The organism is Puniceibacterium antarcticum (assembly GCF_002760615.1).
Classification (GTDB): Bacteria; Pseudomonadota; Alphaproteobacteria; order Rhodobacterales; family Rhodobacteraceae; genus Puniceibacterium; species Puniceibacterium antarcticum.
The window spans coordinates 15,973-34,395 of sequence record NZ_AWWI01000060.1 but is presented as its reverse complement, the minus strand read 5'-3'; the positions used below and the strand labels follow the sequence as shown (position 1 = coordinate 34,395).

Genomic DNA, 18,423 nt, shown 5'->3' with positions numbered 1-18,423 from the left:
TAAACGCGATGGAAATACGTCAGATCACACCGAAATACCACGTCTCGCCGCAGATCAGCGCCGAGGATGTTCCGGCCCTGAAAGAGGCGGGGATCACCACGGTGATCTGCAACCGCCCGGATGGCGAAGTTGGGCCCAGCCATCAGGCCGCCGCGATCGAAGCTGCCGTGACCGCAGCAGGGCTGCAGTTCAAGGCGCTGCCCTTGACACACCAGACCATGACGCCAGAAAACATCGCCCGTCACGCAGGCTTCGTCGACGGCGCCGAAGGTCTGGTTCTGGCCTATTGTGCTTCCGGAACCCGCAGCTCGGTCGTCTGGGCGTTGGGTCAGGCCGACAAGCAGGATGCCGATACGATCCTGCACGCCGTATCCGCCGCAGGCTACGATCTGGAAGGGTTGCGCCCCACTCTGGAAAATCTGTCCAAGCGCTGACCAACAGGCTCGGATGCGCTGATAGCGACCATCCAACGACCTCTTGCCGCGTGATGACGCGCCAATGATGCCCGCTCTGGCGGGTATCACACCCGGCTCGCGTCCAAAGGCGTCAGCTCACTCAGGCGCAGGAGGACGTTTGGGGAAACAATGCGCTCAGATGTTCTGCGCGTTTCCAGAGCGTCCCGCCTTTAAGCTGAAACACACTCATCGCTTTTCGCTTTGGCGGCGCAGACGAAAGGCAGCGAACAAGCGATGAAAGTTTAAGGCGGGACGATTTAAGTCTCACGACACAGCCTGAAAATGATCCGTTTGTCTCGGATCTGCACCAGCGCAGAGGGCCGGTCATTTATCTTCCCAATCCCCGCCCATGGCGGCCATGGGGAAATCGCCTCCGTCTTCGTCACTGCCGCCGGGATCAAAGTCGAAATCCCCGCCGCCCCCAAATTCCGTGTCGAAATCAAGCGCTGGCAGATCAGGCAGGTCTTCTTCCTCTTGCAGTGCATTTGCGGCGTCTGACATTCCCATTGCGGACATGCCGAACTCCGCCCCTGCAGCAAAGCCCGCTCCACCAGCGAAATCCGTCTCGGCCTCATCTGTCAAAGCGGCGGCGCCAAGGGCTTTAGTCGGGCTGGCCCCCGCAGGCAGGTTCAGGCGGATCGCCCGGAAACCATTCATTTGCCCCAGACGCCCGACCGCCAGACGATGGCCCTTGCCCGCGATCAGTTCCGCCTTGTCCAGCGCCAGCCTCGGCAATTCCACGAGGTCCCCCCTGCGCAAGCCATAGGCCTTGCTCAGGGGCATGCGGATGCGCGCAAGAACCGCCTCGATTTGCGCGGGGACCAGCATCATGCGCGGCTCGTGGGGGCCGGGTTTCGCTTCTGCCTCGGGGTTTGGTGCAACGGAAACTTCCCGCACAGGCAGAAAAATCTGGATATCCCCCCGCCGTGTGCCCGAGTCCATGTCCAGAGAGGCGCGAAAAGCCCGGAAAGACGCCGCCTCCAGCAGCAGGCCGGCCGTCCGGGCATCCTCCACCATCGCGCCAAAGCGAAACCCGCTCAGAAGCGCAAGATCGGGGTGTCCCTCAAGGTTGCCTTCGAACCGTTCCAGCGCCCCTTCGATCAACGGCGCCATCATGGCGGCATCTGTGGGTGTCAGCGGGCGGTCCTCGATCGGCATTCTGGTCACTTTCGAGATGGTCTGCATCTCGATCATGCCCGTCATGACCTCCCGGTCGACAGAAACAAGTCCCCGCGCCTCTTGCGGCCCCTCCATCAGGACCAGCAGCAGGCCGGGCGAGAGCAACTCAAGACACTCTTCCTGATCCAACACCTCTTGCTGCACACCCTGTGTGACCAGCGCCATTTCCCAAAGCACATCCGCTGTGCGCGACAAGGCAAGGCGCAAGGCCTTGGCAGGCGACATCGCGCGTGCCTCAAATGCCCTGCGCGACGCGCTGGCCTTCTGGCCGAGAACATCCTGTCTTGCCGGTTCGCCCATGTTTCGCTTTGCCCATTTCTCGGCTGACTGTGAAAAGGGTTATGGGCAGATTTGGTTACCAACGGCTTTAGCCGCGAGATCTTATTGTGCTGCCAAGGCAAAATTCCTCGGCAGGGCGACACGGAAGGCGGCGCCGCCATACCCCGGAAGATAGGAGATTTCGCCCCCCAGACGCGTCATGATCTGCCGGCTGATGGCCAGCCCGAGCCCTGCCCCACCTGCCTGTCTGTCGCTGACGCGGGCGAATTTTTCAAAAATCAGGTCCTGGGCTTCGACACTGATTCCCGAACCGTTGTCGATGAAATCGATCACCAGCAGGCCGGTCTTCTCACTCACACGGATTTCCAACTCGGGGGCGTCTGCATCGCAATATTTGCGCGCATTGGCGATCAGATTGATAAAAACCTGGCTCAGGCGATCCAGATCGGTGTTCAGCATCAGCTGTTCGTTGGGACCGTTGCGGCGGATGCGCACCGCATGCCCCCCGTCATTGGCCGCCGCCGCTGCCCGGTCCAGCAGGTCGCACAGCAGCCCCTGACGCAGGTTCAGGTTCACCTGCCCATTTTCCAGCACGCTCAAATCAAGCAGATCATCCAGCAACCGGGTCAGGCGGATCGCCTCATCCTGAATGATCGAGGCATATTTGATGTGCTCGGCCGCAGTCAGCCCCCGGCTGTCGCGCAGAATCTCGGAAAATGCGCGAATAGAGGTCATCGGCGTGCGCAACTCATGGCTGATCTGGGTCAGAAAGGCATCCTTTTGCACCGACAGCCGGGTCAGCTTTTGATTCGCCTCGCGCAGCTGGCGCGCGGTGCGGCTCAGTTCGTTCGACTGGGTCTCAAGCCGGGCGGAATATTCCATCATCTGCGCGGTTTCATCCGCAACTGCCATCAGATCCTCAACCGAAACCGACATGCCGCCAACGATCTGTCCGACCATCGCATGGGCCGTGGCGGCGCCGACCGATCCGGACAGCTCCTTTTCCAGCGTCTCCAGAAAATCCGGGGTTGGATCAGGCAGCAGGCCCCGTCCCCCCTGCCGATGCGCCTCACGTTCAAACAGCGCCTGCGCCTCGGGGGCGCCCAGGATGCGCTGCGCCATGATCATCAGATCTTCGGTCTGGGCCACACCCCCCGCCCAGCTGCGCGGCCCGCCGGAATGGTCAAAGACATTGACGAACTGCGCGCCCTGCAACCGCTCTAGAGGGGACGGAAAACTGGCCAGAGAAAAGCTGAAAAAGGCGGTGACATTGAACGTCATGCTCCACAGAAAGGCATGCAGCAACGGGTCCAGCCCACTGATGCCGAACAGGGCCTGCGGACGCAGCCAGCTCAGGCCGAACAGCCCCTGCGCCATGATGGCATCGGACAGGGCGCCGCTGCCAATGCTGGGCAGGAACAGCGTATAGAGCCAGATGGCAAAGCCAGAGGTCAGCCCGGCCAGCGCCCCCATCCGCGTCGCACCGCGCCAGAAGATACCGCCCAGCATCGCAGGCAGCACCTGCGCCACACCCGCAAAGGACACAAGGCCGATGGTCGCAAGCGCCGTGCCGCCGCCCGAAAGCGAATAATAGAGATAGCCAAGCCCCACGACCCCCGTGATAGACAGCCGCCGCGACAACAGCACCGCATGGCGCACATCGCCCGACACACTGGCCCCGTTGCCGGTCAGACGCAGGAAGATCGGCATGACGATGTGGTTCGACACCATGGTTGACAGCGCAATCGCCGCAACGATCACCATTGATGTCGCAGAACTGAACCCGCCGAGAAAGGACAATACAGCCAGCCCTTCCTGCCCCGTGGCCAGCGGCACAGTCAGAACAAAAAGGTCTGGATTGGACCCGGCGGGCAGCAGATCCAGCCCGACCACCGCAATCGGCACGACAAACAGGCTCATCAGCAAAAGGTAGAGCGGAAAGGCCCAGCTTGCGGTGCGCAGATGGCCCTCGTCATCGCTTTCGACAACCAGCACCTGAAACATGCGCGGCAGACACAGAAACGCTGCAGCAGACAGCAGCGTCAGCCCCGCCCAGCGCCCGCCATCCATCTGCCAGCTGCCCAGTTCTGACGCATCAATCCGCGCCAGAGTCTGCGCCACACCGCCCGACAGCCCCCAGACCACAAAGATGCCGACGGCCAGCAGCGCTGCCAGCTTCACCACCGCCTCGACCGCGATCGCCATGACGACGCCGTGGTGGCGCTCATTTGCATCAAGGTTCCGGGTGCCAAAGATCACGGTGAATAGGGCAAGGCCAAAGGCGACCCACAACGCAGTATAGCTGCGCAGCCCTTCCTCGGGCGAGGGCACACCTGGCTGGGCAAACACCTCAAAGCTCAGCGTGACCGACTGCAGTTGCAGCGCGATATAAGGCGTGGTCCCGATCACGGCGAGGATGGTCACACAGATCGCCAGCAGGTTCGATTTGCCATAGCGCGACGACACAAGGTCAGCGACAGAGGTGATGCGCTGGCTGCGCCCGATGCGCACCAGCTTGCGCAATATCCACCACCAGCCGACCATGACCAGACTGGGTCCAAGGTAGATGGTCAGATATTCAAACCCAGATCGCGCCGCCGATCCGACCGCGCCGTAGAATGTCCAGGCTGTGCAATAAATTGACAGGGACAGCGTATAGACCAGCGGCGCCTTTAGCCAACGGACCTGCCCCCGCAAGGCAGAGCGTTCCGCAAAAAAGGCGATGACGAACAGAAAGACCACATAGGTCAGGCAAACCGCCACCAGCCCGTTAAGCGTGATCATCCCCCGCCCCCGGGTTCGGTCCCCCCGACTTTCAGACGCAGCGACAGCACGAAGGCGGCCAGCACCAGCAAAGCCCAGATTCCGAAGATATAGATCAGCGCGCCAGAGCTGTGGACAGGCTCCTGTTCGCCCGTGGGCCACAGCAGCGGCACAGCCCACAACAGCAGGCCAAGAACCGGCAAGAACCGCGCCGCATCTATCAGCCTCCTGCGCCTGTAGGACTGCCGTTGCAGGAACAGCGGCGATCTTGGCCGTTCCGGCGAAATCTCGGGGCCGGTTTCAGTCATTTGGCATCGCCCACCGGCGCGACCAAAGCCTGCACTGCGGCCAGCACTTCGGCATTGCTGAATGGCTTGGTCATGAAATGGCTGACACCGGCCCGCTCGGCCAGCTCCCGGTCCTTGGTCTGGCCCCGCGCGGTCAGCATCAGGATGGGCAGCGTTGCGGTCTGCGGCAGATCACGCAGCTCTCGCAGGATGTCGTAGCCGCTCTTCCCTGGCAGCATCACATCCAGGATCACCACATCGGGTTTACGCATCAGCACCGTCTCAACCGCAGTCAAGCCGTTGGAATGAGTCTTTACCGTCCATCCGTCGCGCGACAGGATAAAGCTGATGGCTTCTATTATATTGGGCTCGTCCTCGATCACCAGGACCTGCTTGGGCATTCCCGTTCCTCCCCCTTATGGGCACCCTGCGACTTTTGTCCCTTATGTGGCTCCCATACATCCTTATCGCCTTTGCACAGCCAGCTGTCAAAAGCCGATCTGCCCGCGCCCACTCAGAATCGACGGCTCGCGACGCGCGTCGCAACCCGTGCGCGGACAGATCCGGCAGGTGGTGCCCAGCGGCAGCGCCCCCGTGACCGCTCCGCCAGACAGCGGCACAATCAGCATATGCGACTGAAACAGTGGTTCCCTGTTGATCTGCACCGGACCTGCGGGCAACGCCACCGCAAAGGCGCGGAACAGGCGCGCCGGTGGCCCCGGTTGTTCGACCGTCTGCCCCAGCAACATCATCGGGCGGCTCAGCGCCTGATAGAGCGGCCAAAGCGGACAGCCCGCGCCGAAACGCGGCATGGCAAATTCCGGCAATGGTTTGCGATAGGTCAGCGTGCCGGAGGCATCGCAGATCGCAAGGCCGACCGGTTCGGGCAGCACATCCCCCGGCAGGCTGGCCAGCCGACGCATGGCAAGGCCGACATCCACACCGCAGCTCTGCGCCAGCGCCATGGGATCGGCCCCGGTCTGTGCCACCACCTGCGTAAGCGAAGCCAGCGGCAGACGCGCAGCATCGTCGGCATAACGCACAAGACTGCGCAGCAACAGCTCGCGTGCCGGTTCAGACGCTTCGGCGGCCAATTGAATCGCCACCTCCTGCGGCCTTGCCTCTCCGTTTTCCAGCACCGCAATATGATGACCTGCAGCCTCAAGGATTGCATCCACCTCTTCCTGCGGTACGCTCGACTCGGACGAGGCATCATCCGCCGCCTCAAGATAGCTGACCAAGGCACGGCTTGTGTCCGCAAGCCTTGCGGAATCCTCGTAGATATTGCGGTGAAAACGCTGCTGCCACTCCGGCTCGATCTCACCCGGTTCGGCCAGGATCGACGCTGCGGATCGGATCGCCGTCACGGTCGACAGCATTTCGTGCAAGGACGCGGCAAGATGCGGATCGTGGGTCATGCGATCCGTGAGCGTCTCTACCGTACGCTCCAGCGTCGCGATGCGTCGGCGATTGTCAGCCAAAAGGCCCGACCAGCCCGGAAAACGCCCGGCGAACTCTTCGGCCCGGTCCAATTCAGCCGCCCCGCCGCGCGGATCCAAGGCTGCCTCGCGCAGGGCCGCGATCAGCGTTGCCTCGGCCCCTTCGGTCAGCAGAGACGGCTCCACATCCAGAAGACCCGCAATGTCCAGCAGCAACTTTCCGCCGATTCTGCGCCGGTTGTGTTCGATAAGATTGAGATAGGACGCAGAGATGCCCGCCTTGCGCGCCAGATCTGCCTGCTTCATCCCCGCGATCGTGCGCCTGTCGCGGATCCGGCTGCCGGTCAGTGTGTCACGCGCCATTGGGAATTTCCTTCGCTTTCAATGTCTTTCTGCACCGCAATATAACGTTATTTACAGAACATAACGTAATGCTGTTCATTACTTTACAAAATTTTCCATGTATTCAAAGCAGTTGTTGCGAAATTTTCGGTCTTCACCGCATAGTGAATTTGCACGGAACGGTGCACGCGACTGAGGGAAGAGGAGCCCGCTTTCGCAATTCACCACATGGGAGGATGCTAATGTCCAAAATGAACCTGACACGCCGTGGCGTGATCAAGACCGGCGCAATCGCCGGCGCAGGTCTTGCGATGCCGACGTATCTGTCGGCGCAAACACAATCTGGTTACACCAACGCGCCGAACGGTGACACCGTCACTTTGGGTTTCAACGTTCCGCAGTCTGGCCCCTATGCCGACGAAGGTGCGGACGAGCTGCGCGCCTTCGAACTCGCGGTTGAACACCTGAATGGTGAAGGCGACGGCGGGATGCTATCGACCTTTTCGTCAAAAGTGCTCGACGGCACCGGTATCCTCGGCAAGAAGGTCGCTTATGTGAGCGGCGACACACAGACCAAATCGGACGCAGCCCGCGCATCGGCCAAGTCGATGATCGAAAAAGACGGCGCCATCATGATTTCCGGCGGCTCCTCCTCAGGCGTGGCGGTTGCCGTGCAGGGTCTGTGTCAGGAAGCTGGCGTCGTGTTCATGGCGGGTCTGACCCATTCCAACGACACCACTGGCAAGGACAAGAAGGCGAACGGTTTTCGTCACTTCTTCAACGCCTATATGTCTGCGGCCGCTCTCGCGCCTGTGCTCAAGCAGCTCTATGGTTCGGATCGGGCAGCCTATCACCTGACCGCTGACTACACCTGGGGCTGGACGCAGCAGGAATCGATCCAGGCCGCGACCGAAGCTTTGGGCTGGACCACAGTGAACAACGTGCTCACCCCGCTCGCCGCGACGGATTTTTCGGCCTATATCACGCCCGTTCTGAATTCCGGCGCAGATGTTCTGGTCCTGAACCACTACGGCGGAAACATGGTCAACTCGCTGACCAACGCGGTTCAGTTCGGTCTGCGTGACAAGCAGGTGAACGGCAAGAACTTCGAAATCATCGTGCCGCTCTATTCCGAGCTGATGGCCAAGGGTGCCGGTGCCAACATCAAGGGCATCGTCGGGTCGCAGAATTGGGACTGGAAAGTCGAAAGTCAGATGGGCGCGCGCTACACAGGCACCAATGCCTTTGTGCAGTCCTTTGGCAACAAGTATGGCTTCCCGCCGTCACAGGCCGCTCAGACCTGCTATGCGCAGACGCTGCTTTATGCGGATGCTGCGGCCCGGGCCGGTACGTTCAACCCTTGCGCCATCGGCGAAGCCCTTGCCGGTTTCGAATTCGACGGGCTGGGCAACGGTCCGACCCTCTACCGTGCCGACGATCACCAGTGCTTCAAGGATGTGCTGGTCGTGAAAGGCGCAGAGAACCCCGAGGATGAATTCCACCTGGTGGAAATCGTCGAAGTGACCCCGACCGAACAGGTCACGTACGCCCCCGACCACCCCATGTTCGCTGGTGGTGCTCTGGGCGCCTGCAACCCGGGCGCGTAACCCTACGCCACCTATCGGTCGTGCAGCACTCGCACGACCGGCTTTCCTGCACCCTGCCCCATTGGGGCGGGGTGTTTCCCCACATCACACAACGTCAAAGGGTGGGACCATGGACGCCATTATTCTGCAAATCCTGAACGGCCTCGACAAAGGCTCGGCCTATGCGCTGATCGCGCTGGGTCTGACACTGATCTTTGGCACGCTGGGCGTGGTGAACTTTGCCCACGGCGCGCTCTTTATGATCGGATCGTTCTGCGCCGTCACCTTGCAACGGATCCTGTCGATCAGCTTTCAGACGGTCGATCCGAGCAAGACTGACTTCCTCGGCAATCCGTCGACCTTTGACACGCCCTATGTGGTGCACTGGTTCGGAGCCGAGGTTGGCAACGGCATCATCGACTGGTCGGTGCCGCTGGCCATTTTCTTTGCCATTCCCATCATGATCGCCATCGGGTTCATCATGGAGCGGGGCCTGATCAAGCATTTCTACAAGCGCCCCCATGCGGACCAGATTCTGGTGACCTTTGGCCTCGCCATCGTGCTGCAGGAGGTCATCAAATATTACTACGGTGCCAACCCGATCCAGACCGGTGCGCCCGAAATGTTCCGTGGATCGTTCGACTTTGGCACCCTGCTGGGCTTTGATCCCAACGTGATCATCTATCCCTACTGGCGCCTTGTGTATTTCGGCTTTGCTGCCGTCATCATCAGCGCGGTCTTTGCCTTTCTGCAGTTCACCACCTTTGGCATGGTCGTCCGTGCGGGCATGGCTGACCGTGAGACGGTGGGCCTGCTGGGCATCAACATCGACAAACGCTTTACCATCATGTTCGGCCTTGCCGCAGCTGTCGCGGGGCTGGCGGGGGTGATGTATGCGCCGATCAACGCGCCCAACTATCACATGGGGATGGATTTCCTTGTGCTGTCCTTCGTGGTGGTCGTGGTCGGTGGCATGGGGTCGCTGCCCGGCGCGGTGTTGGCGGGCTTTCTGCTGGGGATCCTCGAATCCTTTGCGTCCATGACCCAGATCATCGACCTGATCCCCGGTATCAACCAGATCATCATCTATGTCGTCGCGATCATCGTATTGCTGACCCGCCCCCGTGGCCTGATGGGCCGCAAAGGCGTGATGGAGGAGTAAGACCATGTTCGCAATCGAGAAAAAAGACACCACCCTGCTGCTGATCGTCGCCGTTCTGACGATGTGCGCACCCTTCATCCTCAACCCGTTTCCCACCGACTCCGCCATGGCGCAGTTCAACGCGGGTTATCCGGACCTCATGCAGCGGTTCGTGATCTTCGGCATCTTTGCCATCGGGTTCAACATCCTGTTCGGCCTGACCGGGTATCTCAGCTTTGGCCACGCGGCCTTTCTGGGGGTCGGCTCCTACTCGGCCGTGTGGATGTTCAAGCTGCTCAGCATGAACGTCATCCCGGCCATCATACTGTCGGTCATTGTCGCCGGTGTGTTCGCGCTGATCATCGGCTTTGTCAGCCTGCGCCGATCGGGCATCTACTTTTCGATCCTCACCCTGGCCTTTGCGCAGATGTCATTCGCGCTGGCCTATTCGGTGCTGACGCCGATCACCAACGGCGAAACCGGCCTGCAGCTGTCGCTGAACGATCCGCGCATCCTTGGCACCTCGGTCTCCGCAGATGGCGGCATCCCGGTCACCTCGCTGTTCGGGCTTGAAATGCGGTCCACCTATGAAATGCATGTCGGGCCCTGGCTGTTTCAGTTCAACGCGGGTTACTACCTTTGCGCCCTGCTGATGCTGCTGGCCTTTTACATCTCGATCCGCATCTTCCGCTCTCCCTTTGGTCTGATGCTGCGGGCGGTGAAATCCAACCAGCAGCGGATGAGCTATACCGGCCTGAACGCGCGGCCCTACACTCTGGCGGCCTTTGTGATCTCGGGCATGTATGCCGGTCTGGCCGGTGGGCTGCTGGCCGCGATGGACCCGCTGGCCGGTGCCGAGCGGATGCAGTGGACGGCGTCGGGTGAGGTGGTTCTGATGACCATCCTTGGCGGTGCGGGCACACTGATCGGCCCCGTTCTGGGCGCGGGATTCATCAAGTATTTCGAAAACATCTTCTCCAAGATCAACGACAACGTGCTGCACAGCTGGTTCTCGTTCCTGCCCGACGGGCTTGAGGATCTGATGGTCACACTCGTCCATCCCTTTGTGGGCAAGGGCTGGTCGCTGACGCTGGGCCTGATGTTCATGGCTGTGGTGATCTTTCTGCCCGGTGGTCTTGTTCAGGGCGGCCAGAAGATCGGCAAACTGTTCCGCCGCAAGAAAGCCGCTGGCCACCGTTCGTCCACCGCAACGAAACCCGCAGAATAAGGAGGCACGTCAATGGGCATTCTTGAAGTCAAAGACGTCAACAAGCGCTTCGGCGGCCTCCAGGCCCTGGGCAACGTCAACCTCTCGGTCGCGGACAACACCGTGCATGCGATCATCGGCCCGAACGGTGCAGGCAAATCCACCCTGCTCAACTGTCTGGTGGGCAAGCTTATCCCCGACACCGGGTCGGTGATGTTCGCCGGTCAGTCGGTTCTGGGGCGCAAGCCTTACGAGATCAACCAGATGGGCATTTCCCGCGTTTTCCAGACACCCGAAATCTTTGGCGATCTGACGGTGATGGAAAACATGATGATCCCGTGTCTGGCCAAGCGGGACGGATCGTTCCGGATGCACGCCTTTGCGTCCGTGCTGGGCGAGAAGAAGCTGCGCGCCCGGGCCGAGGAGATGCTGAGCGAGGTCAAGATGCTGGACAAGCGCAACATGCACGCAGCATCGATGTCGCGCGGGGACAAGCGGCGGCTGGAAATGGCCATGTGTCTGGTGCAGGAGCCACGCCTTTTGCTGCTGGACGAGCCGACCGCCGGCATGGCGCGCGCCGATACCAACAACACCATCGACCTGCTGAAGGATATCAAGGCGCGCGGCAACATCACCATGTGCATCATCGAACATGACATGCATGTGGTGTTTTCGCTGGCCGACCGGATCACCGTTCTGGCCCAGGGCACGCCGCTGGTCGAGGACACGCCGGATAAAATCAAGGGCCACCCCAAGGTACGCGAAGCGTATCTGGGCGAGTCGGCCTGAAGGGAGGACACAAAATGAACGTCAAACCCGACTTTTCCAAGCACGGCAACAAGGCGGAAACCGCTCCGGCCTTTCTGTCGGTCTGGGACATTCACGCCTATTACGGCGAAAGCTACATCGTTCAGGGCGTGAGCTTTAACGTCCACGAGGGCGAAATCCTTGCCCTGCTGGGGCGCAACGGAGCGGGGAAAACCACCACCCTGCGGTCCATCGCGCGGCTGGCCAATCCACAGGTGAACAAGGGCGAAATCTGGCTGGATCACCAGCCGCTGCACCTGATGAGTTCCTATCAGGCGTCGATGGCGGGTCTTGGTCTGGTCCCCGAAGACCGGCGCATCATTGCCGGCCTCACGGTCGAGGAAAATCTGCAGCTGGCTCAGATTGCCCCGCCCATCGGCTGGTCGCTGGAGCGGTTGTACGAGCTGTTCCCGCGTCTGGGTGAGCGGCGCAAGCAGGAGGGCGTGACCCTGTCGGGCGGCGAGCAGCAGATGCTTGCCATTGCCAGGGCTTTGGCACGCGATATCAAGGTGCTGCTGCTGGACGAACCCTACGAAGGTCTTGCCCCGGTCATCGTGGACGAGATCGAAAAGACCCTGCGCATTGTCAAAGAGCAGGGCATGACCACGATCATTGTCGAGCAGAACGCCGTGCGGGCGCTGCAACTGGCCGACCGTGCGGTGATCCTGGACACCGGCTCTATTGTCTTTGACGGCACCGCCGCCGAAGTTCTTGAAAACGAACAGCTTCGCGCCGAATATCTTGCCATCTGAAGCCAAATTCCGGCCCCCTAGGACCAAAGGCGTCTTGCATTCGGGGGCCGGTCGGTTTTCCCTGCCCCCTAATTGGAGGAGCATACCATGTTAGACAAAACCTATCCCCCCGCTGAAGAGCTGGTCAGAGCCGCCCATATTGACGCGGCGAAATATGACGAGATGTACGCGGCCAGTGTCGCAGATCCCGTCAAGTTCTGGGGCGAGCACGGCAAGCGGATCGACTGGATCAAGCCCTACACTCAGGTGAAGGACACGGATTTCACGCTGGGTCAGGTCAAGATCAACTGGTTTGCCGATGGCACGCTGAACGTGTCGGCCAACTGCATCGATCGTCACCTTGCCAGCCGCGCCGATCAGACCGCGATCATCTGGGAACCCGATGATCCCAAAGAGGCCGCACAGCACATCACCTATCAGGAGTTGCACGACAACACCTGCCGCATGGCCAATGTGCTGAGCGATATGGGGGTGAAAAAGGGCGACCGCGTCGTGCTGTATATGCCGATGATCCCCGAGGCGGCTTATGCCATGCTGGCCTGCGCGCGCATCGGCGCGATCCATTCCATCGTCTTTGCCGGATTTTCGCCCGACGCGCTGGCCTCGCGCATCAACGGCAGCGGCGCAAAGGTTCTGATCACCGCGGACGAGGCGCCGCGGGGTGGCCGCAAGACCGCGCTGAAAACCAATGCCGACAAGGCGCTGCTGCACACAAGCGACAAGGTGAAATGCCTTGTGGTCAAGCGCACCGGGGGGCAGACCACCTGGACCGCAGAGCATGATTATGACTACACCGCGCTGGCGAAAGAGGCTGCAACCACATTCGACCCTGTCGAGGTGAATGCCGAAGATCCGCTGTTCATCCTGTACACCTCTGGTTCGACCGGACAGCCCAAGGGGGTTGTCCACTCAAGCGGCGGATATCTGGTTTACGCCGCGATGACACATGAGATCACCTTTGATTATCACGAAGGTGACGTGTTCTGGTGTTCCGCCGATGTGGGCTGGGTCACCGGGCACAGCTATATCATCTACGGCCCGCTGGCCAACGGCGCGACAACCCTGATGTTCGAAGGGGTGCCGACCTGGCCCGACGCCAGCCGGTTCTGGCAGGTCTGCGAAAAGCACAAGGTGAACCAGTTCTACACTGCCCCCACCGCCATCCGCGCGCTGATGGGTCAGGGCAAGGAATTCGTCACCAAATGTGATCTGTCGTCCCTGCGCCTGCTGGGCACCGTGGGAGAGCCGATCAACCCCGAGGCCTGGAACTGGTACAATGACGTGGTCGGCGGCGGGCGCTGCCCGATCGTCGACACCTGGTGGCAGACCGAAACCGGCGGCCATCTGATGACGCCCCTGCCCGGCGCCCATGCGACGAAACCGGGGGCGGCGATGAAGCCGTTCTTTGGCGTGCAGCCCGTTGTGCTGGAGCCGACAACCGGCGCCGAAATCCACGAATCGCCCACCGAAGGCGTGCTGGCCATCAAGGACAGCTGGCCGGGACAGATGCGCACGGTCTGGGAAGATCATGACCGCTTCGAAAAAACCTATTTTTCGGATTACAAAGGCTACTACTTTACCGGCGATGGGTGCCGCCGGGACGAAGATGGCGATTACTGGATCACCGGGCGCGTCGATGACGTGATCAACGTCTCTGGCCACCGCATGGGCACCGCCGAGGTGGAATCCGCGCTGGTGGCCCATGAATCCGTCGCAGAGGCGGCGGTTGTGGGTTACCCGCACGAGATCAAGGGTCAGGGCATCTATTGCTATGTGACGCTGATGAACGGGGTCGAGGCCACAGAGGATCTGCGCAAGGAATTGCGCGGCTGGGTGCGCGAGGAAATCGGCCCCATCGCCTCGCCCGATCTGATCCAATGGGCACCGGGCCTGCCCAAGACCCGGTCTGGCAAGATCATGCGCCGCATCCTGCGCAAGATCGCCGAAAACGACTTTGGTGCGCTTGGCGACACTTCGACCCTTGCTGATCCTGATGTGGTGGATGACCTCATCGAAAACCGAATGAACCGGAGGTGATGCCGATGGATGGAACGACAAAACCCGTAGCCGCCCCTGTCCTGATCCTGCTTGGCCCCCCCGGGGCCGGCAAGGGCACACAGGCGCGGATGCTGGAAGAAAAGTTCGGCATGGTTCAGCTGTCGACCGGTGATCTGCTGCGTGCGGCTGTCAAGAAGGGTACGGATGCCGGCAAGCAGGCCAAGGCGGTGATGGATGCGGGCGGGCTGGTCAGTGATGACATCGTCATCGCCATCCTGCGCGAACGTCTGGGCGCGCCCGACATCGTGCATGGCGTGATCCTGGATGGTTTTCCGCGCACCACGCCGCAGGCCGAAGCGCTGGATCAGCTGCTGGCCGAACGCGACCAGAAGATCGACGCTGCGATCAGCCTGGATGTGGATGACAATGAGATGGTCAACCGCATCTCTGGCCGCTACGCCTGTGCGGGCTGTGGCGAAGGGTATCACGACCACTTCAAGATCCCGCAGAAGATTGGCGTTTGCGACGCCTGTAGCGGGACCGAGATGACACGGCGCGCCGATGACACGGCGGAAACGGTCGGCAGCCGACTGCAGGCCTATCATGCCCAGACCGCGCCGCTGATCGCCTATTACGAGGCCCGTGGTGCGCTGCATCGCGTGCCCGCGATGGACGCGATACAGGATGTTGCGGCCCGGCTTGACGCTGTTGTGGCGAAGACCAGCGCCTGACCCAGATGAACGCGCCCCCATGGGGGCGCGTTTGCGCAACCTCCCTTGGGGGCGCTGGTTTCCTCTGATCTAAAGATCGTCACCCCGCGCAGGCGAGGGTGTAGCGCTTTGTGCGCACTGGAAGAATTACCATCAGAGATTGAACCCGGTTTGCGCATCAGGCATGGACGCGGCGACGTAACTTGCCCAAAATAGCGCGACGCACGCCACGCGGGTTCCTGAGTGGCCGACGCAATGAAAGAGAGTTCCAGATGTTTCCGAACCGGCTGGCCTGGACAGGCGAGGGTTATGACGGCGCTGCCGTGATCCCCCTTGCGCGACCGTGCCTGACGGGTATTGCGCGATGACCCGGCGCAGCACTCTGCGGGTTCGGGTGTTTCAGGGCTTTGCCGTGCTCGCCTTGGCGCTTGTGGCGGCGTTGCGGGGCGTGCTCTGGATGGTGGGCACACGTATCGCCGATCAGGGCGTCGAGGCCGGTTTTACCCTGGCGGCGCAGCTCGGGACCGCAACGATCCTCTTGCTGTGTTTCGCGGTCTGGCTGTATTTTGACGAACGCATCGCCAAACCGCTTGAGCGGCAGTCAGACACCGCGGGTCCGCACGACCCTGCCCCGGTCTTTGGCCCCGAAGAGATGGCGCAGCAGGACACGCGCCGGATGGCGCGCGCCATGGCCCTGCTTGACTCTGACAAATCGCAGCTGGCGCGGCTGATCGCCGAGATGCCATCGGCCAAGCTCGTGGTCAATGCGGGCGATCAGATCGTGCTTTACGACAATCTCGCGGCGGATCTTCTGGCCAAGTCCGGCGCGCCCCGTCTTGGCGCCAAGCTGAGCGACTATTTCAATGCCAGGACCCTTGCGGGCGCACGCGCCAAGATGCAGCGCACCGGGCTGGAGGTGCAGTTCACCACCGAGGCCGGTGGTGAGGGTGATCCGCTCAACGCGCGGATGCGCCCCCTGGAGGATGGCAACGCGCTGGTCATTCTGGACAAGACCGAAGGCCGCACGCCCCCGGAACATCCCGGCCCGCTGGTCTATGATTTTGCCCTGTTGTCGTCGCAGAATGGTCACCTGGTCGAGGAAACACCCCTGAGTGCGCTGACTTATGTGATCCTGTCGACCGAAACCACCGGGCTGCTGCCGCATCGCGACGACCTTTTGCAAATCGGCGCCGTGCGCATGGTTGGCGCGAATATTCTGCGCCGCGAGACGCTGGATCTGCGCATTGCCCCGGCATCGGGCGACGATACAGAGCGGCCCGAGGACGGGCAGATGGGCCCCCGCGATGCCTGTGCGCAGTTGCATGACTTTGCCAGTGGTGCGGTCATCGTCGCGCATAATGCCCCGCTGCGCATGGCCTTTCTGCGCCATCAGGCGAACGTGTCATGGGAAAACCCGCAGATTGATCTGGTGCTGCTCTCGGCGCTGCTGTTCGGGGATCGTGCGGACCACAGCCTGCGGGGGATGGCCGCGCGCACCGGTGTCGGCACGTCCCAGGGGCTGGCGCGGGGCGGTCTGGCGCAGGCCAAGCTGGCCGCCGAAGTGATGCAGCGCATGATGCCCATGCTGGCCGCGCGCGAGCTCGACAGCCTGTCCCGGTTGAAGGACACGCTGAACCGCCATGCAGACAGTCTGGAAAGTCTGCACTGAGCGGTGGCGCATAAATGGTGGCGAGAGGTGAAGGTCCTTGCCTTGCCTTGCCTTGCCAAGGCCCAGCTTAGCTGTCTTGCACAACCAGATCGGCGACGAGGATCCCGTCGTATCCCCCGGCGCAGATCGACACCAGCAAGCCGCCGGCGTGCACATGATCCGGGTGGGCTTCATAAGCCTGATGCGCCGCGCGATCAGTGAAGGTGACGACAAAGCCATAGGCAAAATCTGGCGTCTTGCCTTCGTAATCAGCGTTCGGGCCATGATCAAAGGACACGAGCCCCGCCACCTTGTCCTGCAGCCCGTGCAAACGGCCCAAAGCCTCCAGCAGGATGGCCTTGTCATGTTCGGGCGGCAGGTTCAGCAGGACAACATGGCGGATCATTTTGACGTCTCTTCAGGGATGGGGCCGAGGCTGGAACCACGCGCAAGCAGTGAAACCGGCGCGCGGCGCAGGGGTGAGGGATGTTCGCCGGTTTCGAGCCAGTCGAGCAGGATGGCGGCACAATCGCGACCGAACCTTGCAACATCGCAAAACGCGGCGCTGAGGCCTGGAACAGTCTGATCGCGGTCTTCCATGCCGTCAAAACCCACGATGCGGACATCGGTTCCCACGGCGCGCCCGAGGCGCATGAAACCGCTCAGCATGCCCTGCGCCACCTGATCATTAAAACAAAGCACGGCGTCGATTTCGGGATGGTCCGCGCAGATCGTCGCGGCGATCTCTGCGCCAAAACCACGGGTGACGCCGCCGACGAAGGACACCGGGGTTCGTCGGGCTTCGCTGAGGGTTGCAAGGTATCCCGACATCCGTTCGGCGGTGACGGCGCGGTGGGAAAGACCGCCGACAAAGGCGATGGTGCGGGCGCCCTGCGCGATCAGATGCTGCGTCGCCAGCACCCCGCCCTGAGCATAGTCGAAGCTGGCGAAGGGAAACAGATCACAACGCGGATCCCCCTGACGCAGGGCCTGCAGGCAGGGAATGCCGGCGCGGGCGATCTGATCAAAGCTGTCCGCCTCTTGTCCATAGCTGGGCGTGATGAGGAGTGCGGACACGCCATGTTCGATCATGGCGCTGACCCGTTGGGCCTGCAAAGCACCATCCTCATCCGAATTTGCGATCACCGTGGCATAGCCCTGCGCCGACAGGGTCATCTGCACGGAGGTCGCAAATTCGGTGATGAAGGGCGTGCGCAGGTCATTGATCACCAGCCCGATCAGCCCGACAGAGGATTTGCGCAGGTTGGCGGCGGCGCGGTTGTAGACATAGCCGGTGCTGGCCATCGCGTCCCGCACCTGTTTGGCCGTCTCCGCCTTGACCGTCGGGCTGCCGCGCACCACCAGCGACACGGTGGATTTTGATACACCCGCGGCCTTGGCCACGTCGAGGATGGTGGGGCGGCGCGCGGTCATCTCTGATACTCCGGCACTTGGGTCAAGGGGGTGTCATACGGATCTGCACAGGCGCGCTGGACCGCGGCCATACCACAGGCACGCGGGACCGCGGCCATACCACAGGCACGCGGGACCGCGGCCATACGACTGGCCGCGATGCTGCCGGGTCCGGTCGATCTGCGGAAGATCATGTCGCTACTCCCTCGACATCCATTCACTTGGAACGTTCCTGATTACAATAGGAACGTTCCAAATAGTAGTCAATGGCAATTTCACGGCAGGGACAGATCTGCAGAACATCCGATCAAGGCAAAGATGCCGATACTCCCATGGATGTCCTGCGGGGATCGCAGACCACATTTAGAACCGTTTGGTTAAGATCTGGGTAAGATCGGGAAAGGCTGGGTGCGCGCC

At 61.5% G+C, this 18,423-nt stretch carries 16 protein-coding genes; 9 read left to right on the top strand and 7 right to left on the bottom strand.

Features of this window, described 5'->3' with window-relative positions; all coding sequences use genetic code 11:
- Positions 1–8: 8 nt before the first annotated feature.
- Complete coding sequence (locus P775_RS07795; protein ID WP_099910448.1) at positions 9–434, top strand: protein tyrosine phosphatase family protein; 426 nt, start codon at positions 9–11, stop codon at positions 432–434.
- 345 nt (positions 435–779) lie between these two features.
- Here P775_RS07795 and P775_RS07790 read toward each other — a convergent pair whose 3' ends face one another.
- The 5 genes from P775_RS07790 to P775_RS07770 all read right to left on the bottom strand — a co-directional run bounded on the left by P775_RS07790 (position 780) and on the right by P775_RS07770 (position 6,765).
- Entirely contained in the window at positions 780–1,859 is a 1,080-nt protein-coding gene (locus tag P775_RS07790) for a FliM/FliN family flagellar motor switch protein (RefSeq protein ID WP_180287371.1), read from the bottom strand.
- 156 nt (positions 1,860–2,015) lie between these two features.
- Entirely contained in the window at positions 2,016–4,697 is a 2,682-nt protein-coding gene (locus P775_RS07785) for an ATP-binding protein (RefSeq protein WP_099910446.1), read from the bottom strand.
- Positions 4,694–4,984 (bottom strand): hypothetical protein, encoded by a 291-nt coding sequence (locus tag P775_RS07780; protein ID WP_099910445.1) that lies wholly within the window; start codon positions 4,982–4,984, stop codon positions 4,694–4,696. The genes P775_RS07785 and P775_RS07780 overlap by 4 nt, the downstream gene beginning before the upstream one ends.
- Entirely contained in the window at positions 4,981–5,364 is a 384-nt protein-coding gene (locus P775_RS07775) for a response regulator transcription factor (RefSeq protein ID WP_099910444.1), read from the bottom strand. The genes P775_RS07780 and P775_RS07775 overlap by 4 nt, the downstream gene beginning before the upstream one ends.
- Before the next feature lie 87 nt (positions 5,365–5,451).
- The gene (locus tag P775_RS07770; protein ID WP_099910443.1) at positions 5,452–6,765 is read right to left on the bottom strand and encodes a helix-turn-helix domain-containing protein; all 1,314 of its coding nucleotides are present in this window, start codon (positions 6,763–6,765) and stop codon (positions 5,452–5,454) included.
- Positions 6,766–6,986: 221 nt separating this feature from the next.
- On the opposite strand from P775_RS07770, the gene P775_RS07765 reads away from it, so the two are divergent.
- From P775_RS07765 to P775_RS07730, 8 genes are all read left to right on the top strand, one after another.
- Positions 6,987–8,351 carry a substrate-binding protein gene (locus P775_RS07765; RefSeq protein ID WP_099910442.1) on the top strand — a complete coding sequence of 455 codons (1,365 nt, stop codon included), beginning with the start codon at positions 6,987–6,989 and terminating at the stop codon, positions 8,349–8,351.
- A gap of 109 nt (positions 8,352–8,460) precedes the next feature.
- The gene (locus P775_RS07760) at positions 8,461–9,492 is read left to right on the top strand and encodes a branched-chain amino acid ABC transporter permease (RefSeq protein ID WP_099910441.1); all 1,032 of its coding nucleotides are present in this window, start codon (positions 8,461–8,463) and stop codon (positions 9,490–9,492) included.
- Positions 9,493–9,496: 4 nt separating this feature from the next.
- Positions 9,497–10,699: a branched-chain amino acid ABC transporter permease gene (locus P775_RS07755; RefSeq protein ID WP_099910440.1), complete on the top strand. Its 1,203-nt coding sequence runs from the start codon at positions 9,497–9,499 to the stop codon at positions 10,697–10,699.
- Positions 10,700–10,711: 12 nt separating this feature from the next.
- Positions 10,712–11,467, top strand: a complete 756-nt coding sequence (locus tag P775_RS07750; RefSeq protein WP_099910439.1) for an ABC transporter ATP-binding protein — start codon at positions 10,712–10,714, stop codon at positions 11,465–11,467.
- A 14-nt stretch (positions 11,468–11,481) separates the two neighbouring features.
- Positions 11,482–12,237: an ABC transporter ATP-binding protein gene (locus tag P775_RS07745; RefSeq protein WP_099910438.1), complete on the top strand. Its 756-nt coding sequence runs from the start codon at positions 11,482–11,484 to the stop codon at positions 12,235–12,237.
- A gap of 87 nt (positions 12,238–12,324) precedes the next feature.
- The gene (gene acs / locus P775_RS07740; RefSeq protein ID WP_099910437.1) at positions 12,325–14,274 is read left to right on the top strand and encodes an acetate--CoA ligase; all 1,950 of its coding nucleotides are present in this window, start codon (positions 12,325–12,327) and stop codon (positions 14,272–14,274) included.
- Between the two features lie 5 nt (positions 14,275–14,279).
- Positions 14,280–14,966, top strand: coding sequence for an adenylate kinase (locus P775_RS07735; protein WP_099910657.1), 687 nt, complete (start codon positions 14,280–14,282; stop codon positions 14,964–14,966).
- Between the two features lie 343 nt (positions 14,967–15,309).
- Positions 15,310–16,614, top strand: coding sequence for a 3'-5' exonuclease (locus P775_RS07730; protein WP_099910436.1), 1,305 nt, complete (start codon positions 15,310–15,312; stop codon positions 16,612–16,614).
- Between the two features lie 67 nt (positions 16,615–16,681).
- On the opposite strand, the gene P775_RS07725 is transcribed toward P775_RS07730, so the two are convergent.
- Positions 16,682–16,999, bottom strand: coding sequence for a Dabb family protein (locus P775_RS07725; protein ID WP_099910435.1), 318 nt, complete (start codon positions 16,997–16,999; stop codon positions 16,682–16,684).
- A complete protein-coding gene (locus P775_RS07720; protein ID WP_099910434.1) occupies positions 16,996–18,027 on the bottom strand; it encodes a LacI family DNA-binding transcriptional regulator in 1,032 nt (343 codons plus the stop codon). Before P775_RS07720 ends, P775_RS07725 begins: the two co-directional genes overlap by 4 nt.
- Positions 18,028–18,423: the final 396 nt, after the last annotated feature.